Here is a 24604-nt window from a genome sequence, read left to right as displayed (position 1 = left end):
ACGACGAGCAGCGCAACGTCCAGCCCGCCGAGCGCGCCCTCTTGCACGGGGGTCACAGCCAGGAGTGTGTGCGGGCCGCTACCGGGCGCGGAAATCACTTCTCCTGAGGCGGGGTATCCACCAGATCGATGGCCCGCGTGACCAGGTCGCGCAGGTATCGATGCTCGGGATCGTCGTCGTACATCGGGTGCCACCACATCGCCTCGACGAGCGGCCCGGCCTCGAACGGCGGCGCCAGTGCCCGGATGCCGGTGTTGAGCGGCAGCAGGTCGACCAGGCGCCGCTGCATGAGCCCGATCCGCTCGCTGCCGGCGACCAGGCCGGGCACGGTCAGGAAGCTCTCGGTGACGACCTGGACGTGCGGCTCGATGCCGAGCATGCGCATCTGCCGCCCGGCCGGCGTCGAGGCCGTCGGGCCGTGGTAGGTCACCACCCACGGCAGGTTGCGCAGGTGCTCCACCGTCAGCGCCGGCCCGACGGCGGCGTTGTCGGCGGAGACCACGCACACCCACTCGTCGCGGTACAGGTCCCGGTGCGACAGGTCGGTGACGAACCCGTGCGGCATGACGAGCAGGTCGGTGCCGAGCAGCGCCTGCGCGGCCCGGTCGACGCGCTCCGGGGTGTTGGCCGAGTACCGCAGCCGGCACCGCGGCGCCTCCCGGGCCAGCAGCTGCGCGATCGTGTCGCCGAGCACCGCGACCATGTAGTCGCTGACGAACATCGAGAACTCGCGGGTCGAGGACGCCGGGTCGAACTCGGGCTGCGCCGCGAACACCCGCTCGACGCCGGCGAGGGCAGCCCGCGCCCGTTCGCGCAGCTGCGCCGCGAGCGGGGTGAGCTGGTAGGCGTTGCCGACCCGGGTGAGCAGCTCGTCGTCGAAGTGCCGGCGCAGCCGGGCCAGGGACGCCGACAGCGCCGGCTGGCTGAGCCCCATCTGCGCCGCGGCCCGGGTGACGCTGCGCTGCTGCAGCAGCGCGTCGAGGGCCACGAGCAGGTTGAGGTCCAGGCTCGCGAGGTTCACCGGGCCAGCCTACGGCGGGTATCCACCGCGCTGATGACACACATCGGAAATCTCGTCTTCCCGAACCGGTCACGCCCGGCGGACCGTGGTGGCATGCCGGAACTGGACCGCCGCGACCCCGAGGGCGCCGTCGCCGAGGCCGCGAAGCGCTGCTCCAACTGGGGCCGCTGGGGCGCCGACGACGTGCTCGGGACGCTGAACTTCCTCGACGACGCCAAGCGCCGCGAGGGCGCCGCCCTGGTGCGCCGCGGCGCCGCCTTCTCCCTGGCCCAGTCGTTCGACATGAACGGGCCGCAGCGGGGCTGGCGGCGGCGCACCAACCCGGTGCACACGATGCTCGACACGGGCGTGGACGCCGAGCGCGGCACACAGGGCTTCCCGCACGGCATCGGCGGCGCCGACGACGTCGTCTTCATGCCGCTGCAGGCCTCGACCCAGTGGGACGGCCTCGGCCACATCTTCGACCACGGCCGGGCCTGGAACGGCCGCCGGGCCGGCGACGTGGTGACCAGCGACGGGGACCGGGTGACCGGCATCGAGACCGCTGCCGCGCGCATTGCCGGCCGCGGCGTCCTGCTCGACGTCGGGCGCGCGCTCGGCGCGGACGGGGAGCTGCCCGACGGGTTCGCCGTCACGGCCGGGCACCTCGCCGCCACGATCGCGGCGCAGGGCGGCAGCGCCCGGGTCGGCCGCGGCGACCTGGTGTGCGTGCGCACCGGCCGGCTCGCCCGGGCGCGCCGGGAGGGCTGGGGCGACTACGCCGGCGGCGCCTCGCCGGGCCTGTCGTTCACCACCGCCGGGTGGCTGCACGGCACCGAGATCGCGGGGCTGGCCACCGACACGTGGGGCTTCGAGGTACGGCCCAACGAGTTCGACGACGCCTTCCAGCCACTGCACCAGGTCGCGATACCGCACATCGGGCTGTACATCGGCGAGATGTGGGACCTCGACGCGCTCGCCGCCGACTGCGCCGCCGACGGCCGCTACGACTTCTGGCTCACCGCCGCGCCGCTGCCCGTCACCGGCGCGGTCGGCGCGCCCGTCAACCCCATCGCAGTGAAGTGAGGAGGGCCTGACATGCCCGCCGTGAACACCGTCCTCGTCGTCGGCAGCGGCCTGGCCGGCACCGCCGCCGCGATCCGCCTCGCCGCCGCCGGCGTCGCCGTCGACCTCGTCGAGATCAAGCCCGGCGGCGCCGCCATCGGCTCCGGCATCACCTTGCAGGGCAACGCGCTGCGGGAGCTGCGCGCGCTCGGCGTGTGGGAGCGGGCCCTCGAGCACGGCTACCCGTTCGACGTCACCGGCATCCGCGCGCCCGACCCGCACGGCTCCCTCGTCGCCGAGATCCCCGACGCGCGCACCGGCGGGCCGGACCTGCCGGCCGCGATGGGCATGCCGCGGCCCGACCTGGCGCGCATCCTGCTCGAGCGGGCCGCCGACCTCGGCGTGAAGATCCGCACCGGCACCACGTTCACCGAGCTGGAACAGCACGGCGACGGCGTCGCGGTCACCTGCTCCGACGGGTCCGCCTGGCGGTACGACCTCGTCGTCGGCGCCGACGGGGTGCGCTCCTGGACCCGCCGGGCCCTCGGCGTCAACCTCGAGACCCGCGCGGTCGGGATGGGCATCTGGCGCGCGTTCGGCCCGCGCCCGGCGAGCGTGACCCGCACCGACCTGTACTACGGCGGCCCCTCCTATATCGCCGGCTACTGCCCGACGGGCAAGGACTCGCTGTACGCCTACATCGTCGAGGAGGCGCAGGACCGCAGCGGCCTCGATCCCGCCGCCCAGCTGGCCGTCATGCGGGAGCTCGCCGGGGCGTACCACGGCCCGTGGGACGAGATCCGCGACGCCCTCACCGACCCGGGCCGGGTCAACTACACGTGGTTCGAGACCCACGTGCTGCCGGCGCCGTGGAACCGCGGCCGGGTCGTGCTCATCGGCGACGCCGCGCACACCTGCCCGCCGACCCTCGCGCAGGGCGGCGCGCAGGCCCTCGAGGACGCCGCCGTCCTCGGCGAGCTGCTCGTCGGGCGCGACGCCGTCGACCAGGACCTGTGGGACGCCTTCCACGCCCGCCGCTACGAGCGCGCCCGTGCCGTCGTCGACGCCTCCAACCAGCTCTGCCGGTGGCTCATCGAGCACGAGCGCGGGGACGTGCCCGGCCTCATGCGCTCGATCGCCGCCCTCGTCAGCCGACCCGCCTGAGGAACGCCATGACCGAACGCCTGATCACCCACCTGCGCCACGTCGACCTCGCCGTGCCCGACTACGACAAGCAGCTCGCCTTCTACACCGGCACCTGGGGGCTCCGGGCCGAGCACACCGACACCGGCCTGACCTTCCTCGCCGCCGAGGGCTCACCCGAGCAGTACGTGGTGCGCCTGCGCCGGGACGCGGACAAGCGCATCGACCTCATCGCCTTCGGCGCCGCCTCGGACGCCGACGTCGACGCCCTGGCCGCGCGGCTGGCGCGCGACGGCGTGCGCCTGGTCAGCGAGCCCGGCGACCTGCAGACCCCCGGCGGCGGGTACGGCTTCCGCTTCTTCGACAACGAGGGCCGCACCGTCGAGATCAGCGCGAGCGTCGCCGTGCGCCGGCACCGCCCGGTCGAGGAGGGCGAGTCGATCCCGGTGCGCCTGTCGCACGTGGTCGTCAACTCCGCCGACCCCGAGGGCACCCGCGCCTTCTACGAGCGGCACCTCGGCTTCGCGCTGTCGGACACGCTCACGCATCCGCGCATGGGCCAGATGATGTGGTTCATGCGGGTCAACGCCTGGCACCACAGCCTGGCGATCGCCCGGTGCCCGCACCCGTCGCTGCACCACGCCTCGTTCGAGCTGCGCGGGCTGGACGAGTACATGCGCGGCACCGGGCGGGTCCTGCGGGCCGGCGTGGAGAAGATCTGGGGCCCCGGGCGCCACCTCGCCGGGAACAACACCTTCAGCTACTTCCTCGACCCCAGCGGCAACACGATGGAGTACACCACCGAGCTGGAGCAGGTCGACGAGGACACCTGGCACCCGCACCTCTACGACTTCACCCGCCCCGAGGTCGCCGACCAGTGGGGCACCGCCAACGCCATGAACGAGTTCGTCGCGCAGCGCTCGTTCAACGACCCCGACCGCGGCCTGTTCGCGGCGCCACCTGTCTGATGGGGTTCCTCTGATGCGCTTCGCCACTTGGGAGGCCGGCGGCGGCGTGCGCGCCGGCGTGGTGTCCGGCGCGGGCCTGCACGAGCTGCCCGGCGGCGCCACCGTCCTCGACGCCGTCCGCGCCGGCCTGCCCGCCGCCCTCGGCCTCGGCGCCGAGGCGCTGTCCGCCCCGGCCGTTGCACTGGATTCGGTACGCCTGCTGCCCCCGCTGCAGCCGCCGACGGTCCGCGACTTCGTCACGTTCGAGGAACACGTGGCGGGCATCGCCGGCGCCGTCGTGCCCGAGTGGTACGAGGCGCCGACGTTCTACTTCACCAATCCGCACGCGCTCGTCGGCGCCCACGACGACGTGCCGGTGCCCCCGGGGTGCCGGCGGTTCGATTTCGAGCTGGAGGTGGCCGTCGTCGTCGGCCGGGACGGGGCCTCGCTGACCCCCGAACAGGCCCGCGAGCACATCTTCGGCTACACGATCTTCAACGACTGGTCGGCCCGCGACCTGCAGTTCAGGGAAATGAAGGTCAACCTGGGCCCCGCGAAGGGCAAGGACTCCGCAACGACGCTGGGCCCCTGGCTGGTGACCGCCGACGAGCTGGAGCCCTTCCGCGACGCCGACGGGTTCCTGGCGCTGGACCTGCGGGTCCTGGTCAACGGCGCCGAGGTCGGCCGCGACCTGCTGTCCAACATGGGCTGGCCGTTCGAGGAGCTCGTCGCCTACGCCTCCCGCGGTACCCGGGTCGTGGCCGGCGACGTGCTCGGCTCCGGCACCTGCGGCAACGGCGGCTGCCTGGCCGAGCTGTGGGGCCGCCACGGCGCCCAGGCCCCGCCGCCGCTGCGCCCGGGCGACGTCGTGGAGATGACCGTCGAGGGCATCGGCACGATCCGCAACCGCGTCGTGGCCGGCACTGATCTCCCGCCGGTCCGCCCGGCCCGCCGGCGCCCGCACTGAAAGGAAGCGCAGTGTTCGAGTACTTTCCCGGCAACTACGTATGGAACCTCGGCGTCGTGGCGACGCTGAACTCCGGCGGGCTCATCGACGAGGTCGACCGCGCCTGCCGGCCGATCCGCGAGGCCGCGACCCGCGGCGAGGACGCCGGCACGGGCGACTTCCTGCGCGCGTGGACGGCGCTGACCGACCGCCTGACCGAGCAGGCCGCGGCGCAGGAGAAGGCCGGGCACGCCCGCACCGCCGGGCAGCTGTACTTCCGGGCCACGAACTACCTGTGCCAGGCCGAGCGGATGCTGTCGCGCTCCGATCCGGACCGCATCCCGGCGTACCGCCGCGTCCTGGAACTGGCCGCCCGCTCCTTCGCGCTGCGCGACCCGTCGGTGTCGCGCGTCGAGATCCCCTACGAGGGCGCAACGCTGCCGGCGTACTTCAGCGCCGCGCCCGGCGGCGGCCGCGCACCGGTGATCGTGCTGGTCAACGGCCTGGACTCGACCAAGGAGCACATGTACACCTCGTCGCACTGGCAGGAGCTGGCCGCGCGCGGCATCTCGTGCCTCATGCTCGACCAGCCCGGCACCGGCGAGGCGCTGCGCCTGCAGGGCCTGACCGCGCGCATCGACGCCGAGGCGTGGGCGGGCGCCGCGGTGGACTGGCTGGAGGCCCGCGACGACGTCGACGCCGCGCGCATCGGCATTGCCGGCTGGTCCCTCGGCGGCTACTACGCACCGCGCGCCGCCGCCTTCGAGCCGCGCTTCGCGCTGTGCGTGGCCTGGGGCGCCAACCACGACTGGGGCGCGGTGCAGCGCCGCCGGCTGGAGCGCGAGGGCGAGCGGCCGGTGCCGCACTACTGGGAGCACGTGCTGTGGGTGTGGGGCCACGACGACCTGCCGGCGTTCATCGACTTCGCCGGCGCCGTCAACCTCGACGGCGTGGTCGAGCGCATCACCGTGCCGTTCCTCATCGCGCACGGCGCCGGCGACCGGCAGATCCCGCTCGAGTACGCCCACCGCTCCTACGACCAGGCGGTCAACAGCCCGAAGCGGGAGCTGCGGGTCTTCACCGCCGAGGAGGGCGCCACCGAGCACATCGGCCTGGACCATCTGCCGCACGTGAGCGCCTACATCGCCGACTGGGTGGCGGACACCTTCGCCGAGTTCGCCCGCGTACGCTCCCGGGCGTGAGCGAACGCGTGACGCTGGGCGAGATCACCTGCCCCTCGGGCGAGCTGGTCCTGATGGACGGCGGGTACCTGCGGCTGTGGTCGGGCTCCCGGCCGCCCGAGGACGGCCGGCCCGGCGACATCCCGCCCGGCGTCGACTTCGAGATCGACGGGCCCGACGCCGACGCGGCGGCACGCTCCTTCGACCGGCAGCACGGGCGGACGCTGTACGACATCCCGGAGCACGCCGCCGAGACGTTCGCGGCCGGCTTCGACGCGCACTGCCGGGAGCACGGGCACGACGCGCACCTGCGCCGGCTCGAGCGGCAGGTGCCCCACCGCGAGCGGGTGCGCCGGGCGATCGCCGGCGGCGAGCCGGGCTTCATCGTCAGCGGGGTGCCGGTGGTGCCGCTCGGCGGCGTGCCCGCCGACCGCCCGCTGCGCGTCACCGCGGAGCCGGACGAGGAGGGCTGCTGGCTGTCGATCCGCATCGACGCCGGCGGCGGCCCGGTCGCGCGGCGCCTGGAGATGGCCCACCTCGGCGTCGACAACGCGCGGTTCGTCTTCGCCGACGCGGGCGCGCTCGACGAGTGGCGGCACGACGAGCCCATCGACGGGCTGGCCGACCTCGTCTTCTGGGGCCGCGAGGCGGCGCAGCTGGCCGCCGAGCTCCGCGTGCCGAGCATCGGCGACGGCGAGTTCGGCTGGCGCGACCTGCCCGCCTTCGTGGCCTACCAGCGGGCGCTCAACCTCGAGGAGCGACGCGAGCGCATGCAGCGGCCGATGTTCAACTTCGACTTCCGCCCGCACTCGCACCACTTCCAGGTGATGGCCCTGGTGCGGCCCGCCGAGCACCAGGCCGGCGTGATCCGGGTCGGCGGCGCCGACGTGATGTTCGCGATGACCACGGTCGGCGACGGCTACTTCCCGGTGCACGCCGAGTGGGACGCCGCGGGCCGGCTCGTCGGCGTCGAGATCACGATCGCTTACTGAACCGCAGCACCCGGTACTCCAGCAGGCCGTTCAGCAGGCACCACTGCAGGGCGTCGCCGCCGGAGAGCATGCGCCAGTACTCGCCGCGCAGCGGCAGGGGCCGGCCGGTGACCACCATGGCCGCGATGAACCGGTCCCGCGGGCGGCGCAGCTCCAAGTAGGGCGTCAGGTCCAGGTCGTCATCGAGGGTCAGGCCGTGCCCGGCGGCGGCCGCGGCGACCCGCTCGACCGGCAGCAGGGAGCCGACCCGCCAGCCGTCGCGGAACTCGGCCAGGCGGCGGGCCTTGCGCGCGGGCAGGCCGGGCGCCGCGGCGGCCGGGGTGAGGAAGTCGTCGCAGACGATCAGCCGGCCGCCGGGGCGCAGCGTGCGCGCGGCCTCGCGGAAGTAGCCCTCGGCGTCGGGGCTGTGCAGGAACGCCTCGATGGAGAAGACGACGTCGGCGGTGCCGGCCAGGTCGTCGGGGACGGCCAGGTAGTTGCCCTCCCGGCAGCGCACCCGGTCCGCCAGGCCCGCGCCGTCGAGCAGGCGGGTGGCGCCCTCGGCCTGGCGGGGGCTGATCGTCAGGCCCTCGCCCCGGATCGGCGCGCGCCCGGCCAGGTACATCAGGCTCGCACCCAGCCCGCAGCCCAGGTCGACGACCGTGGGGTCCGGCACGCCGCTGGGCAGCGCGGCCAGGATCAGCTCGTCGACGTGGTGGAACGACTCGGCGCGGGTCGTCACGCCCGGTGCCCACACGGCCCGGTGGATCGACGCGCCGCCCTGGCCCAGCCGGTCGAACGCGGCGGTGTTGCGGTCGTAGTAGCGCCGGACGGCCTCGGCGTGTGCTGCGGTCACACCCCTATGTACTGCCAAAACGGCGGAACGGTTCAACGCGGCGCGCGGGTTACGCTGTCAGGCGATGAAACAGAGCGATGAAACAGAGCAGGACGCGCGCGTCACGATCCGGGATGTGGCGGCGCAGACCGGGCTGTCGATCGCGACGGTGTCGCGGGTGCTCAACGGGCGGGCCAACGTCGCGCCGCAGACCCGCGACCGGGTCCTCGAGGCGATGGGCGGGCTCGGGCGGCGGGCGCCGCGCCGGCGCGGCGCCGGGGTGCCGAAGGCGGACAACGGGGTGTACGTGCGCTGCCCCTACGTGCTCACCGACTACTTCGGGCTCATCGTCTCGGCGATCACCGAGGCCCTCGACGTGCACGGCATGCACGCGGTCGTCGACGCCGGCGAGTCGGCCTGGCGGCGCACCGACGTGCTGCCGACGCTGACCGGCTGGCCGCAGGTCACCGGCGCGATCCTGATCCTGCCGCCGGAGCCCGAGCGGGACCTGGAGCGGCTGCGTGACCAGGGGTTCCCGTTCGTCGTGGTCGACCCGCGCACGGCGCCGCCGCGCAACATCGCGGCCGTGTCGGCGGCCAACTTCGCCGGTGCCCGGCGGCTCATGGCGCACCTGGTCGAGCTCGGGCACCGCCGCGTCGGGGTGCTCGGCGGGCCGATGGACTGGACCGCGATGAGCGACCGCATGGCCGGGTACACGGCGCCGCTGGTCGGGGTCGGGGTGTACCCGGCGCCGGAGCTGCTGCGCACCGTCACCGACCCGACCGTGGAGGCCGGCCGGGCCACCGCCGGCGAGCTGCTCGACCTGGCCGAGCGGCCCACCGCGCTGGTCGCGTTCAACGACAAGATGGCCGTCGGCGCGCTGCAGGCCGCGGCCGAGCGCGGGCTGCGGGTGCCGGAGGACCTGTCGGTGGCCGGCTTCGACGACATCGACGTCAGCCGGGCCACCCAGCCGCAGCTGACGACCGTGCGCCAGCCGCTGGGGGAGATGGGGCGCATGGCGGTGAGCCTGCTGTCGCGGATGCTCACCGGGCACGAGCTGGACGCGCTGCACATCGAACTGGCCACCGAGCTGGTCGTCCGCGGATCGACGGGGCCCGTGTTGACGCGTGTTTCATAAACACTTCCGCCAAGAGTCGAAGAAAGTTACAGCGATTCATTGACATGCCCGGTCCGGGGCGTGTTTTCTGGCGGTACCCCACCACCCCGCCAGTGGAACCGGACAGGACCCCCAATGCCCCGAACCGGACGACGCGTCCGGCGCTTCGCCCTGCTCTCGATCGCGGTCACGGCCGCCGTCGTGGGCACGGTCGGCGCCGTGGCGATGACCACCGCCTCCGCCGCGAGCAGCGGCGCCATCTCCAGCTCCGCCAACAACAAGTGCCTCGACGTCACCGACGGCTCGACCGCCGACGGCAACCAGCCGCAGATGTGGACCTGCTACGCCGGAAGCCAGAACCAGACCTGGACGCTCGCCGACAACGGCTCCGTGCAGGCCCTCGGCAAGTGCCTCGACGTGGCCAACGGTGCCACCACCAACGGCGCCGTCGTGCACATGTGGACGTGCTACGACTCGGTCGCCAGCCAGAAGTGGACGCTCAACGCGAGCCACGACCTGGTGAACACCAACTCGGGCAAGTGCCTGGACATCAAGGACAACAACCTGGCCGACGGCGCCAAGCTGCAGATCTGGGCGTGCGCGGGCACCGCCAACCAGAAGTGGAACTTCAGCGGCGCCACCAGCCAGCCGACCGCGACGGCGACCGGTGTGCCGAACAACCCGAACAACCCCGACCTCGGCCCGAACGTGACGGTCTTCGACCCGTCGATGTCGCAGGCCACCATCCAGAGCAAGCTCACCTCGGTCTTCAACGGCCAGGTCAGCAACCAGTTCGGCAGCCAGCGCTACGCCCTGCTGTTCAATCCCGGCACGTACAACGTCGACGCGAACGTCGGCTTCTACACGCAGGTCGCGGGCCTCGGGCTGACCCCGGACGCGGTCGTCATCAACGGCGCCGTGCACGCCGAGGCCGACTGGTGGCCGGACGGCACGCAGAACGCGACGCAGAACTTCTGGCGCTCGGCGGAGAACCTGTCCGTCACCCCGACCGGCGGGCTGGACCGCTGGGCGGTGTCGCAGGCGGCGCCGTACCGGCGCATGCACGTGCGCGGCAACCTCGCGCTGTCCGACGGCGGCTGGTCCTCCGGCGGCTTCATCGCCGACAGCAAGATCGACGGGCAGATCCAGTCGGGCACGCAGCAGCAGTGGCTGACCCGCAACTCGGCCATGGGCAGCTGGACCGGCTCGAACTGGAACCAGGTCTTCGTCGGCGACACCGGCGCACCGGGCAACAGCTTCCCCAACCCGCCCTACACGACCGTCGGCACCACCCCGGTCGTGCGGGAGAAGCCGTTCCTCTACGTCGACTCGGCCGGCGCCTACCAGGTCTTCGTGCCGGCGCTGCGCACCGACACCTCCGGCACCAGCTGGGCGAGCGGCTCGCCCGCCGGCACGAGCCTGCCGATCAGCCAGTTCCAGGTCATCCGGCCCGGCGACACCGCCGCGACGATGAACGCCGCGCTGGCCGCGGGCAAGAACCTGCTGATCACGCCCGGCGTGTACCACCTGAACCAGACGCTGAACGTGAACCGCGCCGACACCGTGGTGCTCGGCCTGGGCCTGGCCACCCTGGTGCCCGACGGCGGCATCACCGCGCTGAGCACCGCCGACGTCGACGGCATCAAGATCGCCGGCCTGCTCTTCGACGCCGGCACCACAAACTCCGCGGTGCTCGCCGAGATCGGCCCGTCGGGCTCGACCGCGAGCCACGCGGGCAACCCGACGTCGCTGTCGGACGTGTTCTTCCGCATCGGCGGCGCCGGCGTCGGCAAGGCCACGGTGAGCCTGCGGATCAACAGCAACGACGTCATCGGCGACCACTCGTGGATCTGGCGCGCCGACCACGGCTCCGGCGTCGGCTGGACCTCGAACACCGCGCAGAACGGCCTGATCGTCAACGGGAACAACGTGACGTTCTACGGGCTGTTCGTCGAGCATTTCCAGCAGTACCAGACCATCTGGAACGGCAACAACGGCCGCACGTACTTCTACCAGAACGAGATGCCGTACGACCCGCCGAACCAGGCCGCCTACATGAACGGCTCCACGCAGGGCTGGGCCGCCTACAAGGTCGCCGACTCGGTGACCACCCACGAGGCGTGGGGCCTGGGCAGCTACTGCTACTTCAACGTCAACTCGTCGGTCGTCAACGCGCACGCGTTCGAGGTGCCGGTGAAGCCGGGCGTGAAGTTCCACGACATGGTGACCGTCTCGCTCGGCGGCACCGGAACCATCTCGCACGTCATCAACAACACGGGCGCGGCCGTCAACAGCGGCCACCAGGTCGAGTACCTGGTCAGCGGCCCGTGACCGGGGGAGGGAACATGCGACGCATCATGACCATCGCATCGACCGCGGCACTGTCCATTGTGGTCGCAGCGGCGCCGGCCACCGCCGCGCCGGAGCATCACCGGGGCGCGGTCGTCACGGGCACCTACTCGACCGGCGCGGCGGCGGCCTGGCAGCCGCTGCCGGCGGTCCGGGTCGGTGACAACCCGGCCGCCGCGGCCGACGCCACCGTCGTCGTCGACCCGAGCCAGATCCGGCAGCGGTACTCCGGGATCGGCTTCTCGCTGGACGAGACGAGCGTGTCGAACCTGTGGAAGCTCACGCCGCAGCAGCGCGAGGACGCCATCCGGCTGCTCGTCGACCCGCGCACCGGGGCCGGGCTCAGCCGCTTCCGGCTCACCATCGGCAGCCCCGACCTCATCGAGCACCTGCCGTTCTGGTCCGAGGACGACCTGCCGGCCGGCGTCGCCGACGACTTCGGCCTGAAGTACTTCTCCATCCAGCGCGACGTCGACCTGCACATCGTCGACACCATCAAGCTGATCCAGAAGTACAACCCGCACGCCACGTTCTTCGCCTCCGCCTGGAGCGCGCCGGCGTGGATGAAGACCAACAACAAGTTCCTCGGCGAGGTCGCGCTCAAGCCGGGCAGCAGCACCGACTACTACCAGGTCGGCAAGCTGCGCGACGACTGCATCGACGTCTTCGCCCGCTACTACGCGAAGTACGTCGAGGCCTACGCCCGCAAGGGCATCCCCATCGACGCGCTGACGCTGCTCAACGAGCCCGGCATGGACGTGGTCTACCCGGCCATGGACATCAGCGTCGAGCAGCAGCAGAAGCTCGCCGTGGCGATGCAGCGCTACCTGCCCAGGGACGTCGAGGTGTACGTCCACGACTTCAACTTCTGGGACTGGCGCGACCCGAACAGCACCGCGACGAAGAACTACTACCGCATCATGAACGACCCGGCGGCGGCCCGGGCGGCCGACGCGATCGCGTTCCACCCGTACTGGGGCGACCCGACGGTCATGCGCGACGCCTACGAGCAGTACGGCAAGCCCGTGCACATGACCGAGACCAGCGACCTGTCGCCGGCCACGATCCTGAGCTACTTCCGGCTCGACGCGTCCTCGTACGTGATGTGGGCGCAGGCCACCGACCAGGACGGCGGCACCCTGCACTGGACGCCGCTGCGGGACAACAACGTCGACTGGGACCAGATCGCGGCCACCACCAAGTGGCCCGACCGGCTCGTGAAGGTCGACACGAACGCCCGCACGTACTCGGTGCGCGACGAGCTCTACTCCATGGGGCAGTTCGCGAAGTACCTCACGCCGCGGCACACCCGGGTCGAGTCCAGCGCGACGTCGGGCGGGGTCGGCAACGTCGTGTACCGCGACGGCGACGACTTCGTGGCCGTCGTCGGCAACGCCAACGCGGAAGCTCGGAAGGTGCGGGTCGTGCTGGGCGGCCAGCAGTTCGTCGAGACCGTCCCCGCCGGCGCCTACGCGACGTTCCGCTGGCACGCCGACGTGCCGAGCTCGCACGGCAACCACGCGCCTTCGCTGGCGCCGGTGCCGGACGTGACCGCGGACCAGTACACGACGACCACGTTCCGGCTGCGGGCCACCGACCGCGACCGCGACGCCCTCGCGTACTACGCCGTGGACCTGCCCGAGGGCGTCACCGTCGACGCGGCGACCGGCGAGGTCAGCCTGCACCCGACGACGGCCGGCTCCCTGGACCTCAAGTTCCGGGTGACCGACGGCGCGGCGAGCGACGAGGTGGCCGTGCACGTGACCGTCAGCCCGCACGGTGCGCCGGTCGGCGAGAAGGTCGAGGCGGAGGCGTACGTCGCCGAGCACGGCTGGACCGACGGCGGCGCGAACTTCGTCGAGAACAACCCGGCGGCCAGCGGCGGCAAGAACGTCGGCTGGACGGCGGCGGGCAACTGGCTGCAGTACCGCCTCGACGTGACCCAGGCCGGCACCTACGACCTGGAGCTGCGGGTGGCCAACGGCACGGGCGCGGTCGCGGCGAACGCGATCTCGCTGCACGACGCCTCCGGCCAGGTCCTCACCACCGCGTCGGTGCCGGACACAGGCGGCTGGGGCTCCTATCAGTCCGTCCACGCCACGGTGACCCTGCCGGCCGGCGACCAGCTCGTCACGGTGTACTGCGAGACGGGCGGGTTCAACCTGGACTACTTCCGACTGTCCTGATCACAGGCGACGCGCCCGGCGCCAGGTTCCCGGCGCCGGGCGCTCGTGCGAATCCGGCCCGATTCGGGGCAGCCTGAAGTTGCCGGACCGCGTACCCTGTCACGTCGCAGGACACCCATGGGGAGGAAACGACGTGGATATCAGTGGTACGGGCGGCGATGTACTGCTCCTATTCTACATAGTAGGCGGTCTGGCCACGATTGTCAGTGGCCTGTTGCCCGGTAGCTCGAAGGGCTGGCGGATCTTCAGCATCGTCGCCGGCCTGATCTTTGTGGTCTGGGCCGGATATGTCCTGCTCTTCGGCGGCTGGATCCTCATCAGCCTCAAGATCCTCATCGCGCCGGTGCTGCTCGTCGTTCGCGGCGTCCGTGACTGGATCAAGAAGGGCAAGGAGTCCACCCAGCCGCAGTTCCAGGCGGCGGCTCCCGGCCAGCCGGGCGCGTTCCCGCCGCCTCCGCAGCAGCCGCAGGGTGCTTACCCCGCGCCGCAGCCCGGTTACGGGCCGCCCCCGGTGCAGCAGGGCTACCCGCAGCAGCCGGCCCCGCAGCCCGGTTACGGGCCGCCGGTGCAGCAGGGCTACGCGCCGCCCGTGCCGCAGCAGGCTGGTTACCCGGTCCCGCAGCAGGCTGGTTACCCGGTGCCGCAGCAGGGTTACGCGCAGCCGCAGCCGCAGCCGCAGCCGCAGCAGCAGGGCTACGCGCCGCCGCCGCAGGCGCCGTTCCAGCCGCCGACGGCCTGACGCGTCACGCCAGCCGGGGGTACACCCGGCGGGCGTTGAACTCGTAGACCTTCGCGCGCGCCTCGTCGTCCAGGCCGACGGCGTCGACGTAGCGGCGCGTGTCGTCGAAGTGGTGGCCGGTCCGCGGGTCGATCCCGCGGACCGCACCCACCATCTCCGAGCCGAAGAGGATGTTGTCGGGCTCGGCGACGGCGAAGAGCAGGTCGATGCCCGGCTGGTGGTAGACGCAGGTGTCGAAGAAGACGTTGCCCATCAGCGCCTCCTCCACCGGCGGGCGGCCGAGCATGTCGGCGAGGCCGCGGAACCGGCCCCAGTGGTAGGGCACGGCGCCGCCGCCGTGCGGGATCACCAGGCGCAGCCCGGGCAGGTCGCGGAACAGGTCGGCCTGCAGCAGCTGCATGAACGCGGTCGTGTCCGCGTTGAGGTAGTGCGAGCCGGTGGCGTGGAAGTTTCGGTTGGTGACCGCCGAGACGTGCACCATCGCCGGGACGTCGAGCTCGGCGAGGGCCTCGTACATCGGGTACCACGACCGGTCGGTCAGCGGCGCCGACGTCCAGTGCCCGCCGCTCGGGTCGGGGTTGAGGTTGCAGCCGACGAACCCGAGCTCCTCGACGCAGCGGCGCAGCTCCGCGACCGCGTTGCCGATCGGCGCGCCGGGGGACTGGGGCAGCTGGCAGACGCCGGCGAAGCGGCCCGGGAACAGCGCCACGACCCGCGCGACGAGGTCGTTGCAGGCCCGCGCCCAGGCCAGGCTGGTGGCCTCGTCGCCGGCGTGGTGGCCCATCGCCGAGGCGCGCGGCGAGAACAGGGTCAGGTCGACGCCGCGCTCGTCCATGAGCCGCAGCTGGCTGTCCTCGATCGTCGCGCGGATCTCGTCATCGGTGATGTCCGGGTAGGGCGGGGCCGGCTCGCCCCGCTCGAACGCGGCGAGCTGGGCGGTGCGCCACGCGGTGTGCGCCTCGGGGGCCGTCGTGTAGTGGCCGTGGCAGTCGATGATCATGAATGGTCCACGGGCGGGGTGCCGTGCGTGTGGAACGACGCGATCGTCTGCAGGCCCCACGCCTGGCCCTTGGCGCGCTCGGCCTCGGTCCAGTCGACCGGGCGCCAGTCGGGGGCGAGCACCAGGCGGGCGCCGGCGTTGCACAGCTCGATGCGGTTGCCGCCGGGCTCGTACACGTACAGGAAGAAGGTCTGCTGGATCGCGTGCTTGTGCGGGCCGGTCTCGATGAACACGCCCTGCTCCAGGGCGATGTCCGCGGCGCGCAGGATGTCCTCGCGGGTGTCGGTGGCGAACGCGACGTGGTGCAGCCGCCCGGCGGTGCCGGTGCGGTCGCGGGTGTAGACGACGTCGTAGCCCTTGCTGGTGTAGGTGGTCCAGCTGCCGGCGACGCCGCCGTCGTTCAGCACGATCTGCTCGGTGACGAGGGCGCCGAGCGTGTCGCGGTGGAAGTCGCGGTTGCCCTCGACGTCGACGCCGAGGTAGTTGACGTGGTCGAGGCGGCGCACGCTCACGCCGCGGCCCGGGTAGGCGCTCGCCTGGTTCTTCAGCGCCGGGGCCAGCTCGGCCGGCGGGCGGTACCACTCGCATTCGTAGAACAGGCCGAACTCGTGGCCGTCGGGGTCGGTGAACACGTAGGTGGGCCCGAAGCCGGGGTCGCCGTCGCGCCAGCCGAGGCCGCGGCCGGTCGCCTCGATCGCGGCCACCCGCCGCCGCAGGAACTCCGGGCTCGCCGCGCGCAGGTTGGTCCGCCCGACGCCGGATGTCGAGTGCCGCGTGAGCTTGATCGTGGCGTTGCTGTAGTCGTCCCAGGCGCGCAGGAAGACGGAGTCGCCGGCCTCGCCGTTGACGGACAGGCCGAGGTACCGGACGAAGAACTCGAGGCTCTCGTCGAACACCGGGGTGCGCAGTTCGATGTGTGCGAGGTGGGCGACGTGGTGCAGGGGCGGCATGGGCGGTCTCCGGGGGTTCACGCGCGGGGGAAGGCGACGCCGTCGAAGAGCTTGCGGGCGGTGCGCACCACGCCGGAGCGTAGGGCGCGGGGCGGGTCGGCGGCGACGTCCACGACGACGTCGACGAGCACGTGGCCGCTGGGGTGCTCGACGTCGACCCGCGAGCCGGGCGGCCAGCCGGCGGTGAGCTCGTGGCCGACCGAGCCGGGCAGGAGCAGGCCGGTGACGACGCTGACCGCGGCGAGCACGCCGATCGACGTGTGCGGCTGGACGGGGATGAAGGAGCGGGTGCCCACCTGGCCGCCGTCGCGGGGCGGGGAGACGAGGACGGTCTTCGGTACCGACGAATCACCGGCGTCGCCGAGGCCCATCAGCGCGCCGGCCTTGCGGCGGAACGCGTCGACGCGCTCCAGCAGCGCGGCGTCGGCGGCGAGCTCGGCGTGGGTTTCGGCGCCGGTGAGCCCGAACGCCTCCGCGGCCGCGACGACGACCGGCATGCCGTTGTCGACGCAGGTGATCGGGGTGCCGTCGAGCACGTCGCGGACGCTGCCGGTGGGCAGAAGGCGGCCGGTCGCGGAGCCCTCGGTGCCGGTGAACGCGAGCGTCACCGGCGCGGCGGTGCCGGGCACGCCGGAGATGGCGACTTCGCCGCGGTACTCGACCCGCCCGCCCGGCGTCGGGAACGTCGCGACGGCGAGGCCGCCGGAGTTCACCATGCGGATGCGCACGCTCGTCTCGGCGGTGCCGGCCGGCACGAGCCCGCGCTCGACGGCGAACGGACCGACCCCGGCGAGGATGTTGCCGCAGTTCTGCCGGTCACTCACGGTCGCGTCCGCCACGCCGAGCTGCAGGAAGAGGTAGTCGATGTCGGCGTCGGGGCTCGCCGACGGCCCGACGATCGCGACCTTGCTGGTCAGCGACGTGGCGCCGCCGAGGCCGTCGATCTGGCGCGGGTCGGGGGTGCCCATCAGCCGCAGCAGCAGCTCGTCGCGCTCGGCGGGGTCGGCGGGCAGGTCGGCGGGCTCGAAGTACAGCCCGCGGGAGGTCCCGGCGCGCAGCATGGTGCAGCGCACACCCGTCTCGTCGTAGTCAGTCACGGGCGTGGAAGTCGTCGTAGGCCACGTACTCGATGCCCAGGCCCGGCAGCATGGCGCGCAGCCCGTAGCGGTCCAGGCCCAGCTCCCCGGCGGCGAACGCGGCGCGGCTGGCGTCCTCCTTGTCGACGCGGGCCTGCGCGGCGACGAGGGCCCGGTCGACGTCGGCGCGGGGCACGACCATGACGCCGTCGTCGTCGCCGAGGATCACGTCGCCGGGGTGGACCGTCTGCCCGCCGAGCACGACCGGCAGGTTCACCGAGCCGGCCGTCGCCTTGACGGTGCCCTGCGCGCTGACGGCCCGCGACCAGGCCGGGAAGCGCATGTCGCGCAGCGCGCCGACGTCGCGGACGCCGGTGGCGAGCACCACGCCGCGCACGCCGCGGGCGCGCAGCGAGACGGCGAACAGCTCGCCGAAGAGCCCGTCGGTGGACGGCGCGGCGGTGGCCACCACGAGCACGTCGCCCGGCCGGCACTGCTCGACGGCGACGTGGATCATCAGGTTGTCGCCCGGCCAGCACAGCACGGTGACGGCGGTGCCGCCGACCCGCGCGCCCGCCCACGCCGGGCGGAACTCCGGCCCGAGGTAGCCCGAGCGGCCGATGGCCTCGTGCACGGTCGCCACGCCGAACGCGCCGAGCCGCTCGGCCGCGGCGACGTCCGCCCGCGGCGGCCCGGTCACGACCACGGTCCTCATCATGCGCCCAGCCTAGGCTGCCCAGCAATATTGTCAACAATCTCGTGGACGTCACGGCATGCCGCCTAGGGTGCTGGTGGTCAATTGTCAACAATATTGGCGCACATCTTGTTTCGCCGATGTCCTCAGTCGTACGGTGGGCCGGCACGCCCGGGCCGCCACTCGCGTCGACTGGTCATCAAGGGAGATCACCATGCGTGCCAAACGTTGGACAACGGCGCTCGCCTGCGCCGTCGCGATCCTGTCCGCCACCCTCTCACCGGCCGCGGGCTCGCCCGCGGCGGCGCACGGTCGCGGCCCGCTGGGCGCCATCGCGCCCGTCATGGACTGCGCCGCCGTCACCGGGCTCGACCTCACCGGCGTCACCGACGCGCCGGTCACCATCACCTCCGCGGTCGTGTCCACCGCCGGGGCGCCCGCGCCCTACTGCGCCGTGCAGGGCACCATCGCGCCGGCGAACACGTTCGTCATGCGGCTGCCGGTGCAGGGCTGGACCCAGCGGTACCTGCAGACGGGCTGCGGCGGCCTGTGCGGCAGCTCGAACATCAACTACACGCAGGCCGACGGCTGCGCGCCGATCACCGACGGCACCATCGCCTCCGCCACCACCGACATGGGCCACCAGGGACGCCCGGACGGCTCGTGGGCGGCCGGCAACCCGCAGGCGCTCATCGACTTCGCGTACCGCGGCGTGCACGTCACCGCCCAGGTGGCCAAGGCGGTCATCCAGCGCTTCTACGGCCGGTCACCGGCGTACAGCTACTTCGACGGCTGCTCCGACGGCGGCCGCGAGGCGCTCATGGAGGCCCAGCGCTACCCCGGCGACTTCGACGGCATCGCCGCCGGCGCGCCCGCCAACGACCTCGTCGTGCAGAACACCTTCCACCACGCGTGGAACGTGCTGGCCAACCGCGACGCCGCCGGCAACCCGATCCTGCTCGCCGGCAAGCTGCCGCTGATCCACAGCGCGGTCATGGCCGCCTGCGACGGCATCGACGGCCTGGTCGACGGCCAGCTCGACGACCCGCGGGACTGCCGTTTCGACCCGGGCCGCCTGGCCTGCCGGCCCGCACAGGACCCCGCCACCTGCCTCAGCACGGCCGAGGCCGGCGTGGTGCGCCGGCTGCACGACGGCGCGACGACCGCCGACGGCGTGCGCCTCGAACAGGAGATCGCGCACGAGTGGGGCTCGGAGCTGGACTGGACGCTGTTCGTGCCGGCCGCGCCCGGGCAGACGACGTTCAGCGAGAACATCGCGCTGTCGTTCCTGCGGTACCTCGCCTACCGCAACGTCGCCGACCCGGCGTACCAGCTGTCGGACCTGCAGTTCACCGTCGAGTCGTTCCGGCGCACGGTGCGGACGTCGGACTACCTCGCCGCCACCGACCCGGACCTGTCCCGCTTCGCCCGCCGCGGCGGGAAGCTGGTGCTGTGGCACGGCTGGTCGGACCAGCACATTACGCCGCAGTCGACACTGGAGTACTACGACGCGATGCGCCGCACCATGGGCGGGCGCACGGTGGACGGGTTCGCGCGGCTGTACCTGTTCCCGGGCATGGCGCATTGCGCCGGCGGCCTCGGCCCGGACCGCTTCGACGTCATGAGCCCGCTCATGGCGTGGGTCGAACGGGACACCGCGCCCAGCCGGCTCGTCGTGTCGCGGGTGGAGAACGGCGCCGTCACCCGCACCCGTCCGGTCTTCCCCTACCCGGCGGTCGCCCGCTACGACGGCACCGGCAGCATCGACGACGCGGCGAACTTCGTGTCGTACACGCCGCGGCGCCCGTCCACCGTCGGCTACGACTGGCTCGGCCACAACCTGTACACCCACGGTTACCAGGCAACGTGCCGCGTCGTGAACGGCAGGCTCGTCTGCGACTAGTGGGTCCCGGTTTCGCCGAGGCGGTCGCGAAGGTACCGCTGCTCGTGCTCGGTCTGCGCGAGGTCCAGCGCGCGCCGGTAGGCGCGGTGGGCCTCGCCGTGCCGGCCGGCCCGGCGCAGCAGGTCGGCGCGGGTGGAGTGGAAGTAGCGGTAGTGGCCGAGGTCGAGCCGGTCGAGGATGGCCAGCCCGGCCTCCGGCCCGTCGATCTCGGCCACGGCGACGGCCAGGTTCAGCTCGACGATCGGTGAGCCGGTCAGGCGCACGAGCCGCTCGTAGAGCGCGGCGATCTGGCGCCAGTCGCGCGGCTGGTTCAGGTGCAGGTCGGCGATTGCCGCCTGGACGAGGTAGGGCCCGGTGCGCCGCCGGTCCATCGCCCGGCGCAGCAGCGCCCGGCCCTCGCCGATCTGCGCCTCGTCCCACCGCGACCGGTCCTGCTCGTCGAGCGGCACAACCCGTCCGTCGCGCAGCCGCGCCGCCCGCCGCGCATCGTGCAGCAGCATCAGCGCGAGCAGCGCGAGCGCCTCGCTCTCGTCGGGCATGAGTCCGGCAAGGGCCCGGCCGAGCCCGATCGCCTCGGCGGCGAGGTCGACGCGGCCGCCGCCCCAGCCCTCGTTGAAGATGAGGTACACCACCGCGAGCACCGCGCCCAGCCGCTGCGGCAGCCGGTCCTCGGGCGGCACCGCGAACGGGATGCCGGCGTCGCGAATCTTGTGCTTGGCCCGGACCAGCCGCTTGCTCATCGTCTCGAACGGCACGAGGAACGCCAGGGCTATCTCCTCGGTCGACAGGCCGCCCAGCGCCCGCAGGGTGAGCGCCACCTGCGCGTCCAGGGCGAGCGACGGGTGGCAGCAGGTGAAGATCAGCTCGAGCCGTTCGTCGGGGATCGTCGCGGCGTCGTCCGGGTCGGCCTCCGGTTCCTCCGGCCCGGATTCGAGGTCCCGGGCGAGCAGCTTCGTCTTCTCGGCCAGGACCTTACGGCGGCGCAACTGGTCGACGGCGCGGTTACGTGCGGTGGTGACCAGCCAGCCGACGGGGCTGGCCGGCTCGCCGTCACGCGGCCACCGCTCGGCGGCGATGGCGAACGCCTCGGCGGTCGCCTCCTCCGCCAGCTCGAAGTCGCCGAGGATCCCGATCAGCGTGGCCAGGACGCGGCCCCACTGCTCGCGGAAGACGGCATCAAGCGCCATGGAACCGGCCCTCGATGACGGGCCGCACCTCGATCGCGCCATTGCTGCGGGTCGCCTGGAACGCCTCGGCGATGGCCAGCGCCCCGTCGAGGTCGTCGGCGTCGATGACGATGAGGCCGGCGATGTACTCCTTGCTCTCGACGAAGGGCCCGTCGGTCAGCAGCGGCGCACCCTCCCCGTGGTGCAGCGTCGTGGCCGAGCCCGCGGCGTGCAGGCGGGCCCAGCCGGCGACGCAGGGCCGCCCGAGCATCTCGGCGACGTCGGCCGGCACGGTCTGCGCGGCCCGCTCGGCGGGCGACTCCTCGGCGTCGTAGATCAACAGCGCGTACTGCATCGGTTGCCTCCGGTGGTGGTCGGTGCGGGTTCGAGTATCAGACGAACGGCGCGCGCACCGACGGACACCGAGTTTTCCGGCTCGCAGGTGTCCGTCGGGGGCGTGGCCGTTCGTTGCTGCCCTGAACCGTCCTTACCGAACGAGGGGACAGCCTCATGCCCGACATCCTGCACCGCATCAGCGTCGACGCGCCCCGGGAGCGTGTGCACGACCTCGTCGCGAGCGCCGACGGCATCGGCCGCTGGTGGACCGGCCGGCCGGCCGACGGTGAGCACGCCGTCGGCGCCCGATTCGGCGTGTACTTCGGCGACGCCGAGAAGCCCGCCGCCGTCATGGAGGTGGTGGCCGACGCGCCGGACGAGATCATCTGGCGCGTGACCGACGGCCCAGGCCCGTGGCTGGGCACCCGGATCACGTTCGCGCTGCGCCCTGCCGCGGGTGGCGGGACGACGCTGCTGTTCACCCATGCCGGCTGGGCCGAGCCCAGCGAGTTCATGGGCGGCTGCAGCACCAACTGGGGCGCGTACCTGACCAGCCTCAAGACCGGCGCGGAGAGCGGCGCGTTCGCCGCCTACCCGGCCGGCGAGATCAGCCGCTGGGACTCATAGGAGACCGGCCAGCTTGTACAGCACGAGCGAGCCGGCGACCGCCACGTTGAGGCTCATCCCGGTGCCGACCATCGGGATCTCGACCGCCCCGTCGAGCAGGTCGAGGGCCTCGGGCGGGATGCCGGTCCGCTCGTGGCCGAGGACGATCACCGTGCGGCCGCGGGCGGCGGGGAGGTCGGCGAGGCGCACCGCCTCGTCGGCCAGCTCGACGCCGACGATCCGGGCGCCGCCGGCGCGCTCGGCCCCGAGCCAGCGGGCCGGGTCGCTCACGCGGTGTACGCACGTCGGCTGCCACAGTGTGTTGCCGCGCGCGAGGGCTTCGTCGACCCACGGGAACGGCGGCGCCGCGAGGCACGCGCCGACGGCGTCGCAGGTGCGCAGCAGCGTGCCGAGGTTGGCGCCGTGCATGGGCCACAGCGGCGCGGCGATGAGGTGGCCCCAGCACCGGTGGCGGCGTGGGCGGCGGGACGTGCGAAGCTCGCTGCGGGTCCGCACCCGGATGGCGGGGGTCACCGCAGGGGAGCGCTCGCGCTCCGGCGTTCGAGAATCATGAGGGGCGTGCTTCTCGGCGCACGCGGGCCATCGACGACGACGAGGTCGCCCTCAGCATAGCGCGCGCGTCCGCTTAACCAGTCCCCGCGGGGCCGGCAGGGCCACCGCCAGGGACTCGTGGTCGACGGCCCGCACCCACGACTCCAGCTCGGGCAGACCCTCGGCCGCCCGCGTGGCGCGGGTCGTCGTGCGCTGGCTGCCCGCCGGCCCCTGCTCGACGTCGTCGCCGCGATCCCCGTGAGCGCGGAGACCTTCGCGGGCCGCCGGCGAGGCGGGCGTCATGCGCGACCTGCGCCGCCACCTGCGCGACGAGCGCGCCCGACCGCGCGAGCAAGCATCGGTCCGCGGCTACTGGCGCATCGGCACCGTCGGCGCACTGCCCCGCGAAGAGGACTGACCGGGCGCGGCTCCGCTACCATTGCCGACCGTGATCCTGGCGCTGCTGCTCGACCTGGCCAACATCGCCGGCGGGTTCCTGCTCGCCATCGCCCTGCTGCGGCGGCTACCGAGGGTCGGCGACGACCTCGGGAAGTTCGCCGAGCGGGCCGCGCCCTTCGGATGGGTGGTGGGCATCGTCGCCCTCGCCTGCGGCGGCGCCTATCTGCTCATGCATCTGCTGTCGGGCGGCAGGGTGTACCACTTCGAGATCGTCGGCATCGGCGTCGGCCTGGCGCTGCTGTGGGAGCGGCTCACCGGCCGCAAGACGCCCACCACAACGGGCCCGGACGCCCCCACCGGCGCGGCCCTGCTGCTGGCCGTCTTCGGCGTCGTCGCGATCCTCGTCGGCCTCCAGGGCCTCTTCACCTCGGACTGACGTTGTAATTTTCAGGCGCGTACGTGAAGCGCTCGATAGTGCTCGGCCCGTCGACCTGCTCGACGCCGACGACCCGGCCGGTGAAGCCCGCGGCGACCTCTGTCGACAGGTAGCGGCCGTCCAGCTCGGCCATCGCGACGAACTCGCCGCCGGCCAAGTGGCCCAGCTGCACTAGGTCCGGACCGGCGGCCGGACCGTCGGTCACCGGGTGCGGCACCGTTCGGATCGCGAGACTTACGCGACCGTCCGCGAGCGGTGCCCGCGCGAGCACCTGCGTCAGCGGTCCGACCGGCGGGTTGCCCGGGTGCGGCTCGAACGGCCCGGACGGCCGCCGGGAGCGCGCGAGCGTGACGGCGTGGCCGCGCTCCGTGCCGCCCTCGGCGAGCAGGAGGTACCACCATTCGCCGCGCCGGTACAGGTGCGGCCCCTCCGGATAGGCGAGCCCGGTGCCGGACCACAGCGTGACGGGTTCGTCGCGCAGCGCGCCGGTCAGCGGGTCGACACGCGCCTGCCGGATCGGGTCGGGCGCGCCGGGCACCGCCCACGTGAGGTAGCACGTGCCGTCGTCGTCCCACGCGAGGTCAGGGTCGACGCCGACCGCGCCGGCGGTGTAGACCGGCGCGCTCCACGGCCCGGCCGGGTCCTCGCTCCACACGATCAGGTGCCCGTCCGCAAACCGCGCGACGTTCGTGGTGACCATCCAGAAGCGCCTGCCGTGGTACCGCAGCGTCGGCGCGAAGATCCCGCCGCTGCCCGCCCCCGAGGGCAGTGTGATCTGTTCGTCGCGGTCCAGCACGTGCCCGATGTGCCGCCAGCGCACGAGGTCGCGGCTCACCGAGACCGGCACGCCCGGCAGGTACTCGAACGACGAGTTGACCAGGTAATACTCGTCGCCGACCCGGCAGATCGACGGGTCCGGGTGGAAGCCGGCCAAAATGGGTTCGGACATCACGGAATCCTATGCCCGGGGTTGACCTGAACCCGGGTTGAGGTTCTACCGTCGTGCG

25 protein-coding genes are annotated in these 24604 nt (G+C 72.9%); 14 read left to right on the top strand and 11 right to left on the bottom strand.

Annotation, left to right across the window (positions count from 1 at the left end):
- Positions 1-94: 94 nt before the first annotated feature.
- On the bottom strand, positions 95-1021 hold the full coding sequence (locus ABD901_RS16770) for a LysR family transcriptional regulator (RefSeq protein ID WP_345127778.1): 927 nt from the start codon (positions 1019-1021) through the stop codon (positions 95-97).
- A gap of 93 nt (positions 1022-1114) precedes the next feature.
- Here ABD901_RS16770 and ABD901_RS16765 point away from each other — a divergent pair, with 93 nt between their 5' ends.
- Genes ABD901_RS16765 through ABD901_RS16740 form a run of 6 tightly spaced genes read left to right on the top strand, consistent with a single transcriptional unit; the run spans position 1115 to position 7274 of the window.
- The gene (locus ABD901_RS16765) at positions 1115-2086 is read left to right on the top strand and encodes a cyclase family protein (RefSeq protein WP_345127776.1); all 972 of its coding nucleotides are present in this window, start codon (positions 1115-1117) and stop codon (positions 2084-2086) included.
- A gap of 12 nt (positions 2087-2098) precedes the next feature.
- Positions 2099-3229 carry an FAD-dependent oxidoreductase gene (locus ABD901_RS16760; protein ID WP_345127775.1) on the top strand — a complete coding sequence of 377 codons (1131 nt, stop codon included), beginning with the start codon at positions 2099-2101 and terminating at the stop codon, positions 3227-3229.
- 8 nt (positions 3230-3237) lie between these two features.
- The gene (locus ABD901_RS16755; RefSeq protein ID WP_345127774.1) at positions 3238-4176 is read left to right on the top strand and encodes a VOC family protein; all 939 of its coding nucleotides are present in this window, start codon (positions 3238-3240) and stop codon (positions 4174-4176) included.
- Between the two features lie 13 nt (positions 4177-4189).
- Positions 4190-5122, top strand: coding sequence for a fumarylacetoacetate hydrolase family protein (locus ABD901_RS16750; RefSeq protein WP_345127773.1), 933 nt, complete (start codon positions 4190-4192; stop codon positions 5120-5122).
- Positions 5123-5133: 11 nt separating this feature from the next.
- A complete protein-coding gene (locus tag ABD901_RS16745; protein ID WP_345127772.1) occupies positions 5134-6303 on the top strand; it encodes an alpha/beta hydrolase family protein in 1170 nt (389 codons plus the stop codon).
- Positions 6300-7274, top strand: a complete 975-nt coding sequence (locus ABD901_RS16740; RefSeq protein ID WP_345127771.1) for a hypothetical protein — start codon at positions 6300-6302, stop codon at positions 7272-7274. Before ABD901_RS16745 ends, ABD901_RS16740 begins: the two co-directional genes overlap by 4 nt.
- Here ABD901_RS16740 and ABD901_RS16735 read toward each other — a convergent pair.
- Entirely contained in the window at positions 7258-8109 is an 852-nt protein-coding gene (locus ABD901_RS16735) for an SAM-dependent methyltransferase (protein WP_345127770.1), read from the bottom strand. The genes ABD901_RS16740 and ABD901_RS16735 overlap by 17 nt on opposite strands.
- A 64-nt stretch (positions 8110-8173) precedes the next feature.
- On the opposite strand from ABD901_RS16735, the gene ABD901_RS16730 reads away from it, so the two are divergent.
- The 4 genes from ABD901_RS16730 (at position 8174) to ABD901_RS16715 (ending at position 14479) form a co-directional block, all read left to right on the top strand.
- The gene (locus tag ABD901_RS16730) at positions 8174-9226 is read left to right on the top strand and encodes a LacI family DNA-binding transcriptional regulator (RefSeq protein ID WP_345127769.1); all 1053 of its coding nucleotides are present in this window, start codon (positions 8174-8176) and stop codon (positions 9224-9226) included.
- A 114-nt stretch (positions 9227-9340) separates the two neighbouring features.
- Positions 9341-11536: a ricin-type beta-trefoil lectin domain protein gene (locus ABD901_RS16725; RefSeq protein WP_345127767.1), complete on the top strand. Its 2196-nt coding sequence runs from the start codon at positions 9341-9343 to the stop codon at positions 11534-11536.
- A 14-nt stretch (positions 11537-11550) separates the two neighbouring features.
- Positions 11551-13740 carry a carbohydrate-binding protein gene (locus tag ABD901_RS16720; RefSeq protein ID WP_345127765.1) on the top strand — a complete coding sequence of 730 codons (2190 nt, stop codon included), beginning with the start codon at positions 11551-11553 and terminating at the stop codon, positions 13738-13740.
- 214 nt (positions 13741-13954) lie between these two features.
- Positions 13955-14479 carry a hypothetical protein gene (locus tag ABD901_RS16715; protein WP_345127763.1) on the top strand — a complete coding sequence of 175 codons (525 nt, stop codon included), beginning with the start codon at positions 13955-13957 and terminating at the stop codon, positions 14477-14479.
- 4 nt (positions 14480-14483) lie between these two features.
- Here the strand turns inward: ABD901_RS16715 and ABD901_RS16710 are convergent, their stop codons facing one another.
- Genes ABD901_RS16710 through ABD901_RS16695 form a run of 4 tightly spaced genes read right to left on the bottom strand, consistent with a single transcriptional unit; the run spans position 14484 to position 18223 of the window.
- Positions 14484-15479, bottom strand: a complete 996-nt coding sequence (locus tag ABD901_RS16710) for an amidohydrolase family protein (protein WP_345127762.1) — start codon at positions 15477-15479, stop codon at positions 14484-14486.
- Positions 15476-16429 (bottom strand): VOC family protein, encoded by a 954-nt coding sequence (locus ABD901_RS16705; protein ID WP_345127760.1) that lies wholly within the window; start codon positions 16427-16429, stop codon positions 15476-15478. The genes ABD901_RS16710 and ABD901_RS16705 overlap by 4 nt, the downstream gene beginning before the upstream one ends.
- A 17-nt stretch (positions 16430-16446) precedes the next feature.
- A complete protein-coding gene (locus tag ABD901_RS16700) occupies positions 16447-17526 on the bottom strand; it encodes a 4-oxalomesaconate tautomerase (protein WP_345127758.1) in 1080 nt (359 codons plus the stop codon).
- Positions 17519-18223, bottom strand: a complete 705-nt coding sequence (locus tag ABD901_RS16695) for a 4-carboxy-4-hydroxy-2-oxoadipate aldolase/oxaloacetate decarboxylase (RefSeq protein WP_345127757.1) — start codon at positions 18221-18223, stop codon at positions 17519-17521. Before ABD901_RS16695 ends, ABD901_RS16700 begins: the two co-directional genes overlap by 8 nt.
- A gap of 190 nt (positions 18224-18413) precedes the next feature.
- Here ABD901_RS16695 and ABD901_RS16690 point away from each other — a divergent pair, with 190 nt between their 5' ends.
- Positions 18414-20102 (top strand): tannase/feruloyl esterase family alpha/beta hydrolase, encoded by a 1689-nt coding sequence (locus tag ABD901_RS16690; RefSeq protein WP_345127755.1) that lies wholly within the window; start codon positions 18414-18416, stop codon positions 20100-20102.
- On the opposite strand, the gene ABD901_RS16685 is transcribed toward ABD901_RS16690, so the two are convergent.
- Positions 20099-21289: an RNA polymerase sigma factor gene (locus ABD901_RS16685; protein WP_345127753.1), complete on the bottom strand. Its 1191-nt coding sequence runs from the start codon at positions 21287-21289 to the stop codon at positions 20099-20101. The genes ABD901_RS16690 and ABD901_RS16685 overlap by 4 nt on opposite strands.
- Positions 21279-21623 (bottom strand): YciI family protein, encoded by a 345-nt coding sequence (locus tag ABD901_RS16680; protein ID WP_345127751.1) that lies wholly within the window; start codon positions 21621-21623, stop codon positions 21279-21281. Before ABD901_RS16680 ends, ABD901_RS16685 begins: the two co-directional genes overlap by 11 nt.
- A 155-nt stretch (positions 21624-21778) precedes the next feature.
- On the opposite strand from ABD901_RS16680, the gene ABD901_RS16675 reads away from it, so the two are divergent.
- On the top strand, positions 21779-22231 hold the full coding sequence (locus ABD901_RS16675; protein WP_345127750.1) for an SRPBCC family protein: 453 nt from the start codon (positions 21779-21781) through the stop codon (positions 22229-22231).
- On the opposite strand, the gene ABD901_RS16670 is transcribed toward ABD901_RS16675, so the two are convergent.
- Together ABD901_RS16670 and ABD901_RS16665 are read right to left on the bottom strand one after the other, a co-directional pair.
- Positions 22226-22744 carry a TrmH family RNA methyltransferase gene (locus ABD901_RS16670; protein WP_345127749.1) on the bottom strand — a complete coding sequence of 173 codons (519 nt, stop codon included), beginning with the start codon at positions 22742-22744 and terminating at the stop codon, positions 22226-22228. The two genes, ABD901_RS16675 and ABD901_RS16670, sit on opposite strands and share 6 nt — an antisense overlap.
- A 90-nt stretch (positions 22745-22834) precedes the next feature.
- The gene (locus ABD901_RS16665; protein WP_345127748.1) at positions 22835-23065 is read right to left on the bottom strand and encodes a hypothetical protein; all 231 of its coding nucleotides are present in this window, start codon (positions 23063-23065) and stop codon (positions 22835-22837) included.
- Between ABD901_RS16665 and ABD901_RS16660 the strand changes: the two genes are divergently transcribed.
- Together ABD901_RS16660 and ABD901_RS16655 are read left to right on the top strand one after the other, a co-directional pair.
- The gene (locus tag ABD901_RS16660) at positions 23064-23180 is read left to right on the top strand and encodes a hypothetical protein (RefSeq protein ID WP_345127747.1); all 117 of its coding nucleotides are present in this window, start codon (positions 23064-23066) and stop codon (positions 23178-23180) included. The genes ABD901_RS16665 and ABD901_RS16660 overlap by 2 nt on opposite strands.
- A 30-nt stretch (positions 23181-23210) precedes the next feature.
- Positions 23211-23597, top strand: a complete 387-nt coding sequence (locus ABD901_RS16655; protein WP_345127746.1) for a hypothetical protein — start codon at positions 23211-23213, stop codon at positions 23595-23597.
- Here ABD901_RS16655 and ABD901_RS16650 read toward each other — a convergent pair.
- Positions 23584-24546 (bottom strand): glycoside hydrolase family 43 protein, encoded by a 963-nt coding sequence (locus ABD901_RS16650; protein WP_345127745.1) that lies wholly within the window; start codon positions 24544-24546, stop codon positions 23584-23586. The genes ABD901_RS16655 and ABD901_RS16650 overlap by 14 nt on opposite strands.
- Positions 24547-24604 lie beyond the last annotated feature (58 nt).

It is taken from the genome of Dactylosporangium darangshiense, from assembly GCF_039537565.1.
GTDB classification, from domain to species: Bacteria; Actinomycetota; Actinomycetes; order Mycobacteriales; family Micromonosporaceae; genus Dactylosporangium; species Dactylosporangium darangshiense.
Note: the sequence above shows the minus strand (reverse complement) of the source record. Positions and strands in the feature narration are given on the sequence as shown.